The sequence below is a fragment of the Streptomyces nojiriensis genome (genome assembly GCF_017639205.1).
Classification (GTDB): domain Bacteria; phylum Actinomycetota; class Actinomycetes; order Streptomycetales; family Streptomycetaceae; genus Streptomyces; species Streptomyces nojiriensis.
This window is the reverse complement of record NZ_CP071139.1, coordinates 6129844-6145341: the sequence shown is the minus strand read 5'-3', so window position 1 is coordinate 6145341 and position 15498 is coordinate 6129844. Positions and strand designations below refer to the sequence as shown.

Below are 15498 nucleotides of genomic sequence, written 5' to 3'. Positions count from 1 at the left end.
ACGTCGTCGGCCGTCTCAAGGAAGGGGAGGGAGCGCCGGGATGGGACTGCACCACCACTTCGGGCACGAGGACCTGCTGCGGTGCCGGTTCGCGCTGTCGCCCGCGTGGGAGACGCAGGAGGCGGTCCGCACCCTGAACCGCCCGGACCGGCAGGGCTACCACCTGCCCTGGCTGCGGCGGATCCGCGCCGCCGCCGACGGGCTGGACCTGCGGCCGCTGTGGCTGCTGATGCCGCACCGCGGGCACAGCGCGGACTTCATCGGCCCGCCGCCGAGCGGCCCCGGAGTCTCCTTCGAGGAGGAGATCGCGCTGATCCGCGGGGCGGATCCGGCCGTGGCGCGCGAGGACATCCGCAAGTCGCTGGCCAGTACGCCCGGGGCCCTCGACAGCGACCTGGGCCGGGCCATGCTGGCCGATCCGGCCCGGGCCGTGCGCGATCTGGCCGACCTGCTGGAGCGGGCCTGGAGCGTGCTGATCGAGCCGCACTGGCCTCGGCTGCGGGCCCTGCTGGAGGCGGACGTCCTCTTCCACTCGCGCCGCCTGGCCGCCGGAGGCCTCCAGGCCCTGTTCGACGGGCTGCACCCGAGCCTCGCCTGGGACGCCGCCTCCCTCACCCTGACCATCGAGCGGCCCACCAGTCACCACGAGCGCGTCCTGGGCGGCCAGGGTCTGCTCCTGATGCCGAGCGCCTTCATCTGGCCGGGGATCGCGGGCGGCTTCGACCCGCCCTGGCAGCCCACCATCGTCTACCCGGCCCGCGGCATCGGCGCCCTGTGGACCCCGGCCCGGGAGAGCGTCCCGGACGCGCTCGCCCGGCTGCTGGGCCGGGCCCGGGCCGAGGTGCTGTGCGCACTGGAGGAACCGGCCTCCACCACGGCGCTGGCCCACCGGCTCGGGCTGGCCCCGTCCACGGTCTCGGCCCACCTCGGGGTCCTGCGGGCGGCCGGGCTGCTCATCTCCGCCCGCCACGGCCACCAGGTCCGCTACGAGCGCACCCCGCTGGCGATCGCGCTCACCACCGGCGACCCCGCCCCTTGAGCCCGTCCCCCTGAACCCGGCCCCCTGAACCCGGCCCGCCGAGCCCGTACCGCCCGGCCCCGCCGCCCGGTGTCGCACAGCCGCGCCAACTATCCGACATGTCAACATATCCCGGTATCTCGCTCCGCTGCCCGACCCTTCGTCCCGAGGAAGCCGGATGCCCCCCGCCGCTCGCAGGCCGCGTTTTCGCACCACCGCCCCCGTCCTCGGCCTCCTCGCGCTCCTCGCCGCGGCCCCCGCCTGCGGCGGCGAGCCCGCGCCCGAGCCGGGGACCCCCGCCGCCACGCCCGCGGCGCCCTCCGCCATCGTCGCGGCCGAGGAGTCCCCGTTCTGGGTGGACCCGCACAGTGACGCCGCCCGCCAGGTCGCGGCCTGGGAAGCGGCCGGCCGCAACAGCGACGCCCAGGTGCTGCGCAGGATCGCGGACCGCCCGCTCACCCTGTGGGGGCCCGGCGACGACCCCGGCCCCGAGATCCGCCGGGCCCGCGCGGGAGCCCGGGCCACCGGGCGGACCCTGCTGCTCGCCGCGTACAACATCCCGTACCGGGACTGCGGTCAGCACTCGGCCGGCGGCGCCCCGGACGCCCAGGCCTACCGCAGCTGGATCGGCGCCTTCGCCGACAACATCGAGGACACCAAGGCCGTCGTCGTCCTGGAGCCGGACGCCATCGCGCACATCATCGACGGCTGCACCCGGCCCGAGCACCACGCCGAGCGCTACCAGCTGCTCTCCGAGGCCGTCGACCGGCTGAAGAGGAACCCCAACACCAAGGTCTATCTGGACGCCGGCAACCCGGCCTGGATCCCCAACCCGATGGACCTGGTCGATCCGCTCTTCAAGGCGGGCCTCGCCCGCGCCGACGGCTTCGCCCTCAACGTCTCCAACTTCCAGCCCGACGCGGCCGCCCGGGCCTACGGCGCCAAGATCTCCAAGGGCACCAGCGGCAAGCACTTCGTCATCGACACCAGCCGCAACGGCGACGGACCGCTGCCCGGCAACCGCGCCCAGGCCTGGTGCAATCCGCCGGGCCGCGCACTCGGGGCACCGCCGACCGACCGGACGGGCGACCCGCTCGTCGACGCGTACCTCTGGGTCAAGCGGCCCGGCGAGTCCGACGGCACCTGCCGCGGCGGCCCGTCGGCCGGCACCTGGTGGCCGGACTACGCCCTGGGGCTGGCCCGCCGCGCCAGGGAATGACCGGACACCCCCTGAGGAGCCGCCGGATCCGGGGCCTTGACCTGGAGCCACTTCGCCACCGAGGGCGTCCCGTCGGCGTCGGTCACGAACAGCATGTACCAGCCCGGCGGCACCAGCGTCGGGTCGCGCGGCACCTCGACCGTGACCGAGTCGTCCGTCCTGGTCAGCCCGAGCTCGATCGAGCGCTGTTCCACGTCCGTGGTGTGCGTGACCGCGCTCGGCCGCATCAGGCGGGCCCGCTCGATCCGCTCCGGGTGCACGGCGGCGAAGGTGGCCCGCCCGTCCGCGCCGGGCTCCTCGGGCCCCTCGCCCAGGACGGGCCGCCGGTCCTCGCCGCGGTAGAGGTACGGGGGCGAGTACACCTCCAGCCGGTGCTCGAACTTGCCGAGCCGGGTGTTGTCCTTGTCGGCGAAGAGCGGGTCCGAGCCGAAGGTCGCCACCCGCCCGTCGGGCAGCAGCAGCGCCTCGGAGTGGTAGTTGCGGCCCACGGTCGGATCGGCGGCGGCCACGAAGGAGTCGGTGCGCGGGTAGTAGAACTGCGCCTTGTGGATGTCGCTGGCGCTGCGGCCGCGGTAGTCGGCGGAGCCGCCCGTGGTGAAGACCGAGTCGTCCGGCAGCAGCACGCTGCTCAGGTAGCGGGTGGCGCGCGGCAGCCGCGCCGAGGACCGGAACACCGGGTTCTCCTCCTTCAGGTCCACGATCGCGGTCCGGCTGGACGAGAGCTTCGACTCGCCGACCCCGCCGCCGCCGAGGACCATCACCTTCTGGTCCTGGGCGGGCGGCAGCAGGAGCGAGGAGGAGGTCTCCAGCCGGTCCGGCTCCGCGAGCCCGCCCACCTTCTTGAACTCGTTGGTCGCGAGGTCCCACACACCCGGCTCGCGCCCCTTGGTCTTCGGGCCGTAGCCCGCGTTGGAGCCGGTGTACAGGAGCTTGCCGCCCTGCACGAGGAAGAGCGCGGGATAGGTCGGGAAGTAGTGGAAGGGGGCCTTCGACCACTTCTTCGTCCGCGGGTCGTAGTACTCGTTGTCGCCGGGCACCACGTCGCCCACGTCGTTGAGCCCGGAGACCGCGAGCACCCGCCCGTCCTCCAGGGTCACGAGGGTCGGGTACCAGCGGGCGTCGCTCATCGGGTCGACGCGCAGGTACTTCTCCGCCACCGGGTCGAACTCGTACGCCGACTTGATGCCCTGGAAGTCCTGTTTGTCGGCGCTCAGCCGCTCCGCGAGCCCGTAGACGTTGTCGGCGTCCTTGCCCGTCAGCCCGACCACCTCGTACTGCGCGGCCTCCGTCGTCAGTCCCTCGGCGCCGGGCTTCACCGCCTCCACGAAGACCCGCGACTCGGCGGCGACCACGGTGGTCCGCCACGGCATGACCTGCCCGCCGTGCCCGTAGGTGATCTCGAACTTCTTCCTGGCCCTGGGTACGACCACGTCGAACTTCGCCTCGTACTCCACCCCGGACGGAGAGCGGAACCGGGTGCCCTTGCGCAGCTTGACGGCCTTGTCGGGGTTCTCGTTCTTGACCCGCATCCGGCCGCCCGCCCGGGTGACCTTGCCGTGGAGAACCTCGTAGCGGGCGGTGCCGCCGGCCACCAGCAGCCGGCCGTCGGGCAGCTGGCTGTGCCCGGCGCAGAAGAAGTCCTCCGGTGTCGGGATCTTCTTGAAGCTGTCGTCCCGCGGATCCCACAGGACCGTGTCGAAGGTGCCCTTGTCGAAGTTCTTCTGGTTGTTGCCGCTGCCGGCGATGAGCAGCACCTTGCCCGTGTGCAGCAGGGCCGCGTGCATGGCGTTGATCCGGTACTCCTCGGGGAGCCCGACGAGGCCCCACGACCCGTACTGGATCCGGTAGCTGGTCTGCCCGATCTTGTACGCGTGGTACTTGTCCTCGGCGAAGGAGATGGCGGCGGGCGCGTTGAGCGCGACCAGCACCAGCACGGCGGCCGCGCCCAGGGCGGTCTTCTTGAACTTCTTCGAGGGCCGGTAGTCCATGCTCAGTTCCCTCCTGTCGCCCGGACGTACGCCGGCTCCTCACCCGGCTCGGAGCCTCCGTCCGCCCCGCCCCCGGATCCCGCCCGGCCGCGCGTCGCGCACCACACGGCGACCGGGGCGAGTGCGATGGCCAGCGCCAGCACCGCCCAGACGCGCATGGCGACGTGCGTGTGGTCGAAGCGGACGGACGCCAGCAGCGATGCGACGAGGACGGCGGCCCAGAAGAGGTGGATGCGGAAGGTCATCAGCCGGTCGGGGCTGGCGTCACCGCCCTTGGGGGTGACGACGAAACGGCCCTCGGTGCGCAGCACCGCGGAGCCGAGTGACCTGAGGTAGACGGGTGCGCAGACGGCGGAGAGGGCCATGCCCGCGACGCCGCCGGAGCCGGCCGGTTCGTGGGGCGAGACGTTGTGGCGGCGGTTCCACAGGTAGAGGCCCACTTGGAGGGCGGCCGCGTCGGCGTAGAGCATCAGCCAGACCTTGGAGGAGACCTGGGTGCCGGAGGCGCCGAACCACAGGAAGAGGGCGCAGCTGAGGACGCCGAGCAGCCAGTTCACCGCGGTCATCGGGTAGTAGACGAGCATCAGCGTGTAGTTGAGCCGGCGCCCGGCGGGCATCGTGAACAGGCCCTTGCGGTACTGCTTGAACAGGGTCTCGTAGGTGCCCCGCGACCAGCGCAGCTGCTGGGTGAAGAGGTCGGTCCAGGAGGCGGGGCCCTCGCCGACGGCCAGCACGTCAGGGGTGTAGACGGAACGCCAGAACCGGCCCGTGGCCGGGTTCCTGCGGCGGTGGAGCTCGAAGCCGGTGGCCATGTCCTCGGTGATGGAGTCGTAGAGTCCGCCGATCTGCCGCAGGGCGGTGATCCGGACGGTGTTGTTGGTGCCGACGAACATGGGGGCGCCGTAGCGGTTGCCGGCGCGCTGGATCAGGGCGTGGAAGAGGTACTGCTGGGACTCGGCGGCCTTGGTGACGGGCCCGGTGTAGTTGCCGTAGACCTGCGGGCCGACGACGAAGGCGACGTCGGGGTCGCGGAAGAATCCGAGCATCCGCTCCAGGTAGTTGGCGAGCGGGACGTGGTCGGTGTCGACGGAGGCGAAGAACTCGTAGTCGTCGCCGTGCCGCTCCAGCCAGGCGTTGTAGTTGCCGTGCTTGGTCTTCGCCCGGTGGGAGCCCTTCGCCGTGTTCCACTCGGGCACGCCCTTGCGGGTGAAGTGCCGTACGCCGAGCTTGGCGCACAGCGCCCGCGCCTCGGGGTCGTCGCCCTCGTCCAGCAGCCATACGTCCAGCGGCCCGGCGTGGCGCACGCGCCGGGCGCCCCGGAGGGTGGCCCGCACCATGGCGAGGGGCTCCTTGCCGGGGACGTAGGTCGTCAGGAACGCGACGCGGGTGCCGGGCTCGGCCGGTACGGGGACGGGGTCGCGGGCGGCCATCGTGGCGTGGGCGATCGACACCACGTTGACCAGCGTGAACAGCATGATCAGCGCGATGGAGCAGAGCATCACGGCATCGCAGACGATCAGCCAGCGGGCGGCACCCTCCCGGACGGTCCAGTGGGTGGGCCAGACCAGGTAGAGCAGCAGTCCGGCCGCGGCCACCGGGGCGAGCGTCATGAGGGCGATCGCCCGTATTCGGGTGCGGACCTCCTCGCGCGAGAGGAGGGAGCGGTACTGCACCCGGTGGACGCCGTCGGGGCCGGGAGCCGGCTGCGCGAACGGACCGGCGAGGCGGCTGTGCGTCTCGTAGTCGAAGCCTTCCGGCGCCACGGTCCCTCCCGGTGCTCGATCCCGAGGCCTATGCACCCACGAAAGGGGACGAACCCGGTCGTGTCGACCGGGGATCGGCCGACCGGGCGGTCCTCCCTCAGGTCCGCGACCGCAGGGCCGTACGGGTGACGCGCGCGGTCGGCGGCGCCTGCGGCGCGGGTGTCAGCGGGTGCCGCGCCGCAGGCCGTGCCGCACCACGCGCTGGCTCAGGGAGCCGAGGCCTTCCAGCACGGTGGCCAGCCCGGCGAGCTGTTCCAGCGCGGCGAGCGCGCTGCCGGCGCCCCCCGGGTCCACCCCTTCGTACAGCTCGATGCCGATGAAGGAGGCGGCCGTGGCCCGGGCCAGCCCGGCCGGGTCGGCGTACCCGGCCAGCGGGGTCGCCGCCAGCAGCCGGGTGAGGACCTTCTCCAGCTCCTCGATCCACAGCCCGAGCCCGTCGGCGGTGGCGGCGGCCAGCACGGGCGAGGTCTGCCCGGCGGCCAGCAGCTGCCCGAGCAGGGCTACGTTCCCGGCGGCCCGTTCCTCCTCGTGCATGGCGCGGGCGAACTCCAGCAGTTCGGCGAGGCTGCCCAGGTCGGCGAGCCGGTCGCGGTAGCGGGCCACCCGCTGCTCGGCGCCGTACCGGCAGGCCGCGGCGAACAGCTCGTCAACGGAGCCGAAGTGGTAGAAGATCAGGCCCTGCCCCACCCCGGCGGTGGCCGCGACACTGCGGGCGGAGGCCTTGGCGATGCCCTGCTCGGCCAGGGTGCGCAGGGCCCCTTCGAGCAGCTTCTCCTTGGTGGCGGCGCTCATGCCCGGACCTCCTCGCGGACCGGCCGCAGGTCGCCGCAGAGCCCGCTCGCCCACCGGTCGCGGGCGTCGACGTACTCCGCGGTGAAGGAGCCCTCGTAGCCGAAGAGCGGTCCGAAGCGGCGGTTGACCACCCGTACCCGGATCCGGAACCGGCCGGTGGTCTCGTCGAAGGACTCGCGGACCTCGGCGTCGCCGCCGATGAGGTCGGGGACGCGGACGTCGACGGGACCCTCGCGGAAGCGGTGTTCGCCGGAGCGGATGAGCAGCGAGCCGTCGGGCTCGGCGCTCATGCGGAGGTCGCTGGCGAGGTGCTGGTGGGTGCCCAGGTAGTCGAGGACGCAGTCGCGCTCGGGGCTGTGGACCATCGTGGCGTCGAAGCGGTGGGCTCCGCCGGGCAGCCGGAAGGTGCGGACGAAGGTGACGGTCTCGCGCCCGAAGGAGTCGAGGTAGGGGAGGTTCTCGATGACGAAGGGGACGTCGCGCCCCTCGCGCGGCACCAGGATGTTGCGCATGCCGCCGATCCGGAGGAAGGGCTTCACGTAACCGGGCCCGTGCCATATGCGTTCCATGGTGCCGCGGCCGATGCAGCCCTCGCCGCTCGCGAGCCCCACCGAGAAGCGGCGCTGGATCTGCGGGTGCAGTCGGTCGAACGCGGCGCCCATGTGGGCCCGGAAGATGGAGGTCATGACGGCTCCAGGGTGCTGAGCAGGCGAGGTGCGCGGGCGGGGGTGCGGCCGGGCGGGGTGCGCAGACAGCGGCGGGCGGCGGGGGTGCCGGGCAGCGGCGGCAGCAGCAGGGCGGCGGCCAGGACGAGCAGGGCGGCCGGCAGCGGCGCGTACGCCAGGGCGGCCACGGACAGCAGGACGCGCAGGGCGCTCTCGCCGATCGCGCGGGTGAGGGCGAGGCCGGGGGTGGTCCCGCGCTCGCACCACAGCCGCAGCCGGTCGAAGGACCAGGCGGTGGCCCAGCCCATCAGCGGGCGGAACACCAGCCGGTCGGCGAGGGCGCCGAAGCGGCCCCAGCGCGGGCGGTAGTCGTAGCCGGTGAGGAAGCGGATCCCGTCGGGGCCGGGGACGTAGCGCCAGTACCCGCTGCCCTCGGCTAGCAGCGACAGCGGGTGCGCCGAGGCGAACCGCAGGGCGGAGACCCGGGTGCCGTCGGGCCGGTGGCGTTCCCCGGCGGAGATCCCGGTCCCGTCGACGGAGAGGAACGGCAGCACGCGGGTCGCGTACCGGAACCGCTGGGGTTGACCCTCGGCGCGCGGGAGGTAGCGGATGGAGGTGAACCGCAGGTCCCAGCGCTGGTGCTGCGCCGGGTCCTGGCTGCGCTCCCACAGCTCGTCCATGCCGGCCCGGATCCGCGTCTCGACGTACAGGCCCATCGCCACCCCCCGTTCCGTGGTTTGAGCGATCGCTCAACCGGTACCTTAGGGGAAGTTGAGCGATCGCTCAAACCACGGCGGCCCGGGTCCCGGGGCATGCGAAAGCGCCCCCGGCCTGCAGGCCGGGGGCGCTTTCGGAAATACCGGTGGAAGGGGGGCCGGTGAGGGCGGCTCAGCCCTCGGCGAGGTGCCGCTCCACCGTCTCGACCTTGGAGGTGATCCCGTCGTGGACCCCGGGGCGGATGTCGGCCTTCAGGATGAAGGAGACGCGCGGCGCCCGTTCCTCGACGGCCGCCACCGCACGCCGGACCACGTCCATGACTTCGGTCCACTCGCCTTCCACGGTGGTGAACATCGCATCGGTGCGGTTCGGCAGCCCGGACTCGCGGACCACCCGGACCGCGTCGGCGACGTACTCGCCGACCTCTTCGCCGACCCCCAGCGGGGTCACCGAGAACGCGACGATCATGCGTCGGCCGCCTCGCGCGCCCGGGCCGCGATGACGCTGTCGGCCTCTTCCCGCTTGAGCAGCCTGTCCCCGTACAGCCCGCCGAAGGGCACCACCGCGAGGGCGAAGAACATCAGGACCTTCTTGAAGGGCCACTTGGCCCGGTTCCAGACGTCCAGCAGGAAGACCGAGTAGATGAGGAAGAGGATGCCGTGCAGCATGCCCAGCGGCATCTTCAGGTAGTCGATGTCGGTGAGCCAGCTGAGCAGCGTCCCGAAGATCAGCAGGGCCGGGAACGACAGCGCCTCCGGAACGGAGACGAGGCGCAGGCGGTGCAGGGCGGAGGCGGTCTTGATGTCCACGTGGAACCTTCGGGGTGGAGGCCAGGGTCCTTCCCAGTGTCTCAGCCGCTTTACGGGATCTTGACCCGACCCCTCCCCCCGCCGCGGCCTGCGCACGAGGTCCGGGACCCCCGTACGGTCGCACCGATATCTCCTGGGTGTGGCATATATCAGCCACGAGGCCCTGTTCGGGTTCGCCCGGTGCCGATAACGTCTCCCCGTGGCTCAGTTCCGACTCCAAGGCAGCAAGGTGCTGGCCGTCGACCTGACCGGGGATGCCGTGAAAGCGAAGAACGGCTCCATGGTCGCGTACGACGGGCAGATGGCCTTCAAGAAGATGACCGGCGGCGGCGAAGGCCTCCGCGGCATGGTGACCCGCCGGCTGACCGGCGAACAGATGACAGTGATGGAAGTGCAGGGGCACGGCACCTGCTTCTTCGCCGACCGCGCGAGCGAGATCAACCTGGTCAACCTGCGCGGCGAGAAGCTCTACGTCGAGTCCAGCAACCTGCTGTGCACCGACGCCGGTCTGCGCACCGGCACCACCTTCACCGGCCTGCGCGGTGCGACGACGGGCAACGGCCTGTTCACCACGACCGTCGAGGGCTCGGGCCAGGCCGCGATCATGTCCGACGGCCCGGCCGTGGTGCTGCGCGTGAGCGCCCAGTACCCGCTGTCCGTCGACCCCGGCGCGTACATCGCGCACACGGGCAACCTCCAGCAGTCCTTCCAGTCGGGTGTGAACTTCCGCACACTCATCGGCGAGGGCTCCGGCGAGGCGTTCCAGATCCGCTTCGAGGGCGAGGGCCTGGTCTACGTGCAGCCCAGCGAGCGCAACACCGTCGGGGGCGACATCTGATGCCGTTCCGCGAGATCAACTCGAAGATGGTCGAGGCCCAGGTGATCCCGGGTCAGAAGATGTACAGCCAGCGGGGCGCCATGCTCGCGTACCGCGGCGAGGTCTCCTTCACCCCGAGCCTGACGGGCGGTCAGGGCGGGGTCATGGGCATGATCGGGCGCCGGGTGGCGAACGAGCAGACCCCGCTGATGGCGGTCGAGGGCAGCGGCACCGTGATGTTCGGCCACGGCGGCCACCACATCCAGGTGATCAACCTGACCGGCGAGACCCTCTACGTCGAGGCCGACCGGCTGCTCGCCTTCGACGGCACCCTCCAGCAGGGCACGATGTTCATGGGCTCCCAGGGCGGGGTCATGGGCATGGTCCGCGGCCAGGTGACCGGCCAGGGCCTCTTCACCACCACCCTCAAGGGCCACGGCTCCGTGGCCGTGATGGCCCACGGCGGGGTCATAGAGCTGCCGATCACCCCGCAGCGCCCGATCCACGTGGACCCGCAGGCGTACGTCGCCCACCACGGTGACGTGCGCAACAAGCTCTCCACCGCGCTCGGCTGGCGGGACATGGTGGGGCGCGGCTCGGGCGAGGCGTTCCAGCTGGAGCTGTCCGGCCAGGGCGCGGTGTACGTACAGGCCTCCGAGGAGAAGCTGTGAACTTTGGCCCCGTGACCGGCGGACCGGGCGGCGCTGGCAGTCCGACGGTCTACGACCCGTACACGCTGCCCTCCGACGACAACGTGAACGCGTACACCTTCTGCGTGGAGCTCAAGGGGAGCCAGTGGTTCCTGCAGAAGGGCAAGATGATCTCGTACTACGGGCACATCGAGTTCAACGGCATCGGCAACGGCCGCTTCGACCGCCTGCTGCGCACCAGCTTCCACTCGCCGCTGCACGCCAGCGACTGGGTGGTGGCCGAGGGCTCGGGCAAGATGCTGCTGGCCGACCAGGCCTTCGACGTGAACTCGTACGACCTGGACAACGGCAACCTGACGATCCGGTCGGGCAACCTGCTGGCGTACCAGCCCTCGCTCGCCCTGAAGCAGTCGATCGTCCCGGGCTTCCTGACCCTGATCGGAACCGGGAAGTTCGTGGCTGCGTCCAACGGACCGGTGGTGTTCATGGAGCCGCCGCTGCGCGTGGACCCGCAGGCCCTGGTGGGCTGGGCGGACTGCCCCTCGCCGTGCCACCACTACGACCACGGCTACATGACGGGCGTGATGGGCGGACTGCGCTCGCTCACGGGCATAGGGGGCAGCTCGGGCGAGGAGCACCAGTTCGAGTTCGTCGGTGCGGGGACGGTGCTGCTCCAGTCGTCGGAGATGCTGATGGCGGAGCAGGCGATCGGCGCGGTCGGCGCCGGGGCGGCCACGGGCAACGCACAGGGCGTTCCGGGGGCCGGCCAGGGTCCGATGGGGCAGCTGGGCGTGCCGCGGATGCCGGGACAGCTGGGTGATCTCCAGCGCCGCCTCGGACTGTGATCCGCCTGACCTGAGATTTTTGTACGCAATTCAACTTTTTAGGTAGAGTTCATTCATGGAGACCATGGAGACCGAGACGGCCCCCCTCCCCCAGACTCCGTCCGGGGGGACCCACTGGCTGACCGACGCCGAGCAGTGCGCCTGGCGCACCCACCTGGACGTCAGCAGGCTGCTGATGCACCAGCTGGAAAAGGATCTCCAGCCCTTCGGACTCACCAACAACGACTACGAGATCCTCGTGAACCTCTCGGAGTCGCAGGACCACCGGATGCGGATGAGCGATCTCGCGACCGCCACGCTGCAGTCCAAGAGCCGGCTGTCGCACCAGATCACGCGCATGGAGACGGCCGGCCTGGTCCGCCGGGTGAACTGCGAGTCCGACCGCCGCGGCCTGTACGCGGTGCTCACGGACGAGGGCATGGAAACGATGCGACGCGTCGCCCCGCACCACGTGGCGTCCGTCCGTCGGCACTTCATCGACCTGCTGCCGCCGGAGGCCCTGGCGGCGCTGCGCGCCTCGCTGACCCCGGTCGCGGAGCACCTGCGCGACAACCGCGGCAAGGTCTGAGGCCGGGGCCGTCCGGCCGGCGCGGGCCTCATCGGCTCGCCGCGCCCCGGACGGCCGTCGGCCCGACAATGGCTGGGAACGCCCGCTGCCGGCCCGGTGTCCGTGGGCCGGCCTGAGGAGGTCCAGCCCATGAAGCGCAACGTGTTCGTCTCAGCGGCCGCGTCCGTGGCCCTGCTGGTCGCAGGCCCCGTGGCGACCGCCGCCGCGGTCTCCGCCGACCTGGCGGGAACCGCCCCCGCGGCCGCCGCCGCCAAGGCCGACGTCACGGCCGAGCAGGCTCTCGCCGCCGCCCTGAAGGACTACCCGGGCGTGGTCGAGTCCCTCGACCGGGACGGCAACGTCTGGCACGTGGACGTGATCACCAAGGACGGCAAGGGCCATGCCGAGCTGGAGGTCGACGCCGCCACGGGCAAGGTCTCCCGGCAGAACGTGGACAAGGGCGAGAACCCCGGCGAGCACAAGGGGCTGCTCGCGGCCAAGATCACCGCGGCGCAGGCCGCCAAGGCCGCCGTGGCCGCCCACCCGGGCACGGCGTGGACCGTCGAATGGGACTCCGGTGACAACGGCCAGGCCCCGTACTGGCACGTCGAGGTCAAGGGCTCCGACGGCAAGACGTGGAACGGCTCCGTGGACCCCACGACCGGCAAGGTCACCGCGCAGTCCGACTCGGACTCGGACTCCGACTCGGACGAGAACTCCTGACGCACCCGGGCCGGGCCCCGGCAGCGGCGCCGCACGCGCCCTGCCGGGGTCCGGCCCGGGGTCCGGATCTACGCCTCCGTCAGCGTCGTCAGCAGCGCGTCCGCCGCCGCGTACGGGTCCAGCTCGCCCACCGCCACTCTGGCGGCCAGGGCGTCGAGGTGCGCGTCGCCGTGCACATCGGCCATCCGCGCCCGCAACGCCGTCACGGCGATCGTCTCGACCTCCCGGGCCGCGCGGGCCGCCCGGCGCTGCGCCAGCACTCCGCGCTCGTCCATCCACGCCCGGTGCTTCTCCAGCGCCTCGACCAGCTCGTCGATGCCCTGGCCGCGGGCCGCGACCGTCTTCACGATCGGCGGCCGCCAGTCGTCCCGGCCCCGGGCCTCGCCCAGGCCCAGCATGTGGTTCAGCTCCCGGGCGGTGGCGTCGGCGCCGTCCCGGTCCGCCTTGTTGACCACGTAGACGTCGCCGATCTCCAGGATGCCCGCCTTGGCGGCCTGGATCCCGTCCCCCATCCCGGGGGCGAGCAGCACCACCGAGGTGTCGGCCTGCGAGGCGATCTCCACCTCCGACTGCCCGACCCCGACCGTCTCGACCAGGATCACCTCGCAGCCGGCCGCGTCCAGCACCCGGATCGCCTGCGGGGCGGCCCAGGCGAGCCCGCCCAGGTGGCCGCGGGTGGCCATGGAGCGGATGTAGACCCCCGGGTCCGAGGCGTGGTCCGACATCCGCACCCGGTCGCCGAGCAGCGCACCGCCCGAGAAGGGCGAGGACGGGTCGACGGCGAGGACGCCGACCCGCTTGCCGGCCTTGCGGTAAGCGGACACCAGCGCCGAGGTCGAGGTCGACTTGCCGACGCCCGGCGACCCCGTCAGCCCCACCACGTACGCCCCGCCGGTCAGCGGGGCCAGCGCGGCCATCACCTCGCGCAGCTGCGGGGACGCCCCCTCGACCAGCGAGATCAGCCGGGCCACCGCTCTCGGCCGGCCCTCACGGGCCTGGGCCACCAGCTGGGGGACGTCCACCGCCGTCATACGTGCTGCGCTCCTCGGTTCTCGTACGGGATGCCTGAGGGCCGCCAGGCCCGGGGAAGAGGCGCCGCCGGCCCCCGCATCGGGGCCGGGCGGCCTGCCGCTGCCTACTTGGCGACGCGGACGATCAGGGCGTCGCCCTGGCCGCCACCGCCGCACAGGGCGGCCGCGCCGACGCCGCCGCCACGGCGCTTCAGCTCCAGCGCCAGGTGCAGCACCACACGGGCACCGGACATGCCGATCGGGTGCCCCAGGGCGATGGCGCCACCGTTGACGTTCACCTTTTCCGGGGTCACGCCGAGGTCCTTCATTGACTGCACGGCGACCGCCGCGAAGGCCTCGTTGATCTCGATGAGGTCCAGGTCGGAGACCTGGAGGCCCTCCTTCTTCAGGGCGTGCAGGATCGCGTTCGACGGCTGCGACTGGAGCGAGTTGTCGGGACCGGCCACATTGCCGTGGGCGCCGATCTCGGCGATCCACTCCAGGCCGAGCTCCTCGGCCTTCGCCTTGCTCATCACGACCACGGCGGCGGCGCCGTCGCTGATCTGGGAGGAGGTGCCGGCGGTGATCGTGCCGTCCTTGGCGAAGGCCGGACGCAGCTTGCCGAGGGACTCCACGGTGGTCTCCGGGCGGATGCCCTCGTCAGCCGAGAAGATCACCGGGTCGCCCTTGCGCTGCGGGATCTCCACGGGGACGATCTCGGCCTCGAAGACGCCGTTCTTCTGCGCGGCCGCGGCCCGCTGGTGCGAGGCGGCGGCGAACTCGTCCTGCGGGGCGCGCTCGATGCCCAGGCGGGTGTTGTGCTTCTCGGTGGACTCGCCCATCGCGATGTTCTCGAAGGCGTCGGTGAGGCCGTCGTAGGCCATCGCGTCCAGCATCTCGACGGCGCCGTACTTGTAGCCGTCGCGGGACTTGGGCAGCAGGTGCGGGGCGTTGGTCATGGACTCCTGACCGCCCGCGACCACGATGTCGAACTCCCCGGCGCGGATCAGCTGGTCGGCCAGCGCGATCGCGTCCAGGCCCGAGAGGCACACCTTGTTGATCGTGAGCGCGGGCACGTTCATCGGGATGCCGGCCTTGACCGCCGCCTGGCGGGCCGGGATCTGGCCCGCACCGGCCTGCAGCACCTGACCCATGATCACGTACTGCACCTGGTCGCTGGAGATCCCGGCCCGGTCCAGCGCGGACTTGATGGCGAAGCCGCCGAGGTCGGCACCCGAGAAGGACTTCAGCGAGCCGAGCAGCCGTCCCATGGGCGTGCGGGCCCCGGCGACGATCACAGAAGTGGTGTTGTTCGATCCGGACATGAGGCACAGCCCCTTGGATGAGGAGTGAACGAGGGTTTACGTGAATGTACTGGGCGGTACCGCAGCGGTCACCGGCCTGCCGGTGTGATCGCGCGCACGTTGCGTGACGGCCCCCTTCGGCGGTGCACTGTCACCATGCTGACAAGAATCGACCACATCGGGATCGCCTGCTTCGACCTGGACAAGACTGTCGAGTTCTACCGTGCCACGTACGGCTTCGAGGTGTTCCACTCCGAGGTGAACGAGGAGCAGGGTGTCCGCGAGGCCATGTTGAAGATCAACGAGACGTCCGACGGCGGCGCCTCGTACCTCCAGCTGCTGGAGCCCACCCGCGAGGACTCCGCCGTCGGTAAATGGCTGGCCAAGAACGGCGAGGGCGTGCACCACATCGCCTTCGGCACCGAGGACGTCCAGGGGGACTCCGAGGCCATCCGCGGCAAGGGCGTCCGCGTGCTCTACGACCAGCCCCGCACCGGCTCCATGGGCTCCTCCATCACCTTCCTGCACCCCAAGGACTGCCACGGCGTTCTCACCGAACTGGTCACCTCGAACCCCGAGCACTGAGAGACCACTGATGGCCCGATTCCCCGGCCGGTAGAGTGGCCATGGC

General features: G+C 71.8%; 17 protein-coding genes. 8 read left to right on the top strand and 9 right to left on the bottom strand.

Translation table 11 applies throughout. The features are described from left to right. Positions 1–40 precede the first annotated feature (40 nt). Positions 41–1039, top strand: coding sequence for an ArsR/SmtB family transcription factor (locus JYK04_RS28805; protein ID WP_189743047.1), 999 nt, complete (start codon positions 41–43; stop codon positions 1037–1039). 157 nt (positions 1040–1196) lie between these two features. After that, positions 1197–2237, top strand: coding sequence for a glycoside hydrolase family 6 protein (locus JYK04_RS28800; RefSeq protein ID WP_189743049.1), 1041 nt, complete (start codon positions 1197–1199; stop codon positions 2235–2237). Here the strand turns inward: JYK04_RS28800 and glxA are convergent. From glxA to JYK04_RS28765, 7 genes are all read right to left on the bottom strand, one after another. Continuing rightward, positions 2201–4225, bottom strand: a complete 2025-nt coding sequence (glxA, locus tag JYK04_RS28795) for a radical copper oxidase GlxA (RefSeq protein WP_189743051.1) — start codon at positions 4223–4225, stop codon at positions 2201–2203. The genes JYK04_RS28800 and glxA overlap by 37 nt on opposite strands. A 2-nt stretch (positions 4226–4227) precedes the next feature. Continuing rightward, positions 4228–5988, bottom strand: coding sequence for a glycosyltransferase family 2 protein (locus JYK04_RS28790; protein ID WP_189743054.1), 1761 nt, complete (start codon positions 5986–5988; stop codon positions 4228–4230). Between the two features lie 162 nt (positions 5989–6150). Beyond that, complete coding sequence (locus JYK04_RS28785) at positions 6151–6780, bottom strand: TetR/AcrR family transcriptional regulator (RefSeq protein ID WP_189743055.1); 630 nt, start codon at positions 6778–6780, stop codon at positions 6151–6153. Continuing rightward, complete coding sequence (locus tag JYK04_RS28780) at positions 6777–7466, bottom strand: DUF4166 domain-containing protein (RefSeq protein WP_189743058.1); 690 nt, start codon at positions 7464–7466, stop codon at positions 6777–6779. Before JYK04_RS28780 ends, JYK04_RS28785 begins: the two co-directional genes overlap by 4 nt. After that, positions 7463–8161, bottom strand: coding sequence for a hypothetical protein (locus tag JYK04_RS28775; RefSeq protein ID WP_189743233.1), 699 nt, complete (start codon positions 8159–8161; stop codon positions 7463–7465). Before JYK04_RS28775 ends, JYK04_RS28780 begins: the two co-directional genes overlap by 4 nt. 172 nt (positions 8162–8333) lie before the next feature. After that, positions 8334–8630, bottom strand: coding sequence for an MTH1187 family thiamine-binding protein (locus JYK04_RS28770; RefSeq protein ID WP_189743060.1), 297 nt, complete (start codon positions 8628–8630; stop codon positions 8334–8336). Continuing rightward, positions 8627–8971, bottom strand: a complete 345-nt coding sequence (locus JYK04_RS28765; protein WP_189743062.1) for a DUF3817 domain-containing protein — start codon at positions 8969–8971, stop codon at positions 8627–8629. Before JYK04_RS28765 ends, JYK04_RS28770 begins: the two co-directional genes overlap by 4 nt. 199 nt (positions 8972–9170) lie before the next feature. Here JYK04_RS28765 and JYK04_RS28760 point away from each other — a divergent pair, with 199 nt between their 5' ends. The 5 genes from JYK04_RS28760 to JYK04_RS28740 all read left to right on the top strand — a co-directional run bounded on the left by JYK04_RS28760 (position 9171) and on the right by JYK04_RS28740 (position 12553). Further along, positions 9171–9809 (top strand): AIM24 family protein, encoded by a 639-nt coding sequence (locus JYK04_RS28760; RefSeq protein ID WP_030009698.1) that lies wholly within the window; start codon positions 9171–9173, stop codon positions 9807–9809. Continuing rightward, positions 9809–10459, top strand: coding sequence for an AIM24 family protein (locus JYK04_RS28755; protein ID WP_030009699.1), 651 nt, complete (start codon positions 9809–9811; stop codon positions 10457–10459). Before JYK04_RS28760 ends, JYK04_RS28755 begins: the two co-directional genes overlap by 1 nt. An 11-nt stretch (positions 10460–10470) precedes the next feature. Further along, positions 10471–11283 carry an AIM24 family protein gene (locus tag JYK04_RS28750; RefSeq protein ID WP_189743235.1) on the top strand — a complete coding sequence of 271 codons (813 nt, stop codon included), beginning with the start codon at positions 10471–10473 and terminating at the stop codon, positions 11281–11283. Between the two features lie 64 nt (positions 11284–11347). Next, a complete protein-coding gene (locus tag JYK04_RS28745; RefSeq protein WP_189743237.1) occupies positions 11348–11851 on the top strand; it encodes a MarR family winged helix-turn-helix transcriptional regulator in 504 nt (167 codons plus the stop codon). A 129-nt stretch (positions 11852–11980) separates the two neighbouring features. Further along, positions 11981–12553 carry a PepSY domain-containing protein gene (locus tag JYK04_RS28740; protein WP_189743064.1) on the top strand — a complete coding sequence of 191 codons (573 nt, stop codon included), beginning with the start codon at positions 11981–11983 and terminating at the stop codon, positions 12551–12553. A gap of 68 nt (positions 12554–12621) precedes the next feature. Here the strand turns inward: JYK04_RS28740 and meaB are convergent, their stop codons facing one another. Both meaB and JYK04_RS28730 read right to left on the bottom strand, forming a co-directional pair. Further along, positions 12622–13584, bottom strand: a complete 963-nt coding sequence (meaB, locus tag JYK04_RS28735; RefSeq protein WP_189743065.1) for a methylmalonyl Co-A mutase-associated GTPase MeaB — start codon at positions 13582–13584, stop codon at positions 12622–12624. Between the two features lie 104 nt (positions 13585–13688). Further along, the gene (locus JYK04_RS28730; protein ID WP_189743067.1) at positions 13689–14888 is read right to left on the bottom strand and encodes an acetyl-CoA C-acetyltransferase; all 1200 of its coding nucleotides are present in this window, start codon (positions 14886–14888) and stop codon (positions 13689–13691) included. A 135-nt stretch (positions 14889–15023) separates the two neighbouring features. Here JYK04_RS28730 and mce point away from each other — a divergent pair, with 135 nt between their 5' ends. Further along, positions 15024–15452 (top strand): methylmalonyl-CoA epimerase, encoded by a 429-nt coding sequence (mce, locus tag JYK04_RS28725; protein ID WP_008738238.1) that lies wholly within the window; start codon positions 15024–15026, stop codon positions 15450–15452. Positions 15453–15498: the final 46 nt, after the last annotated feature.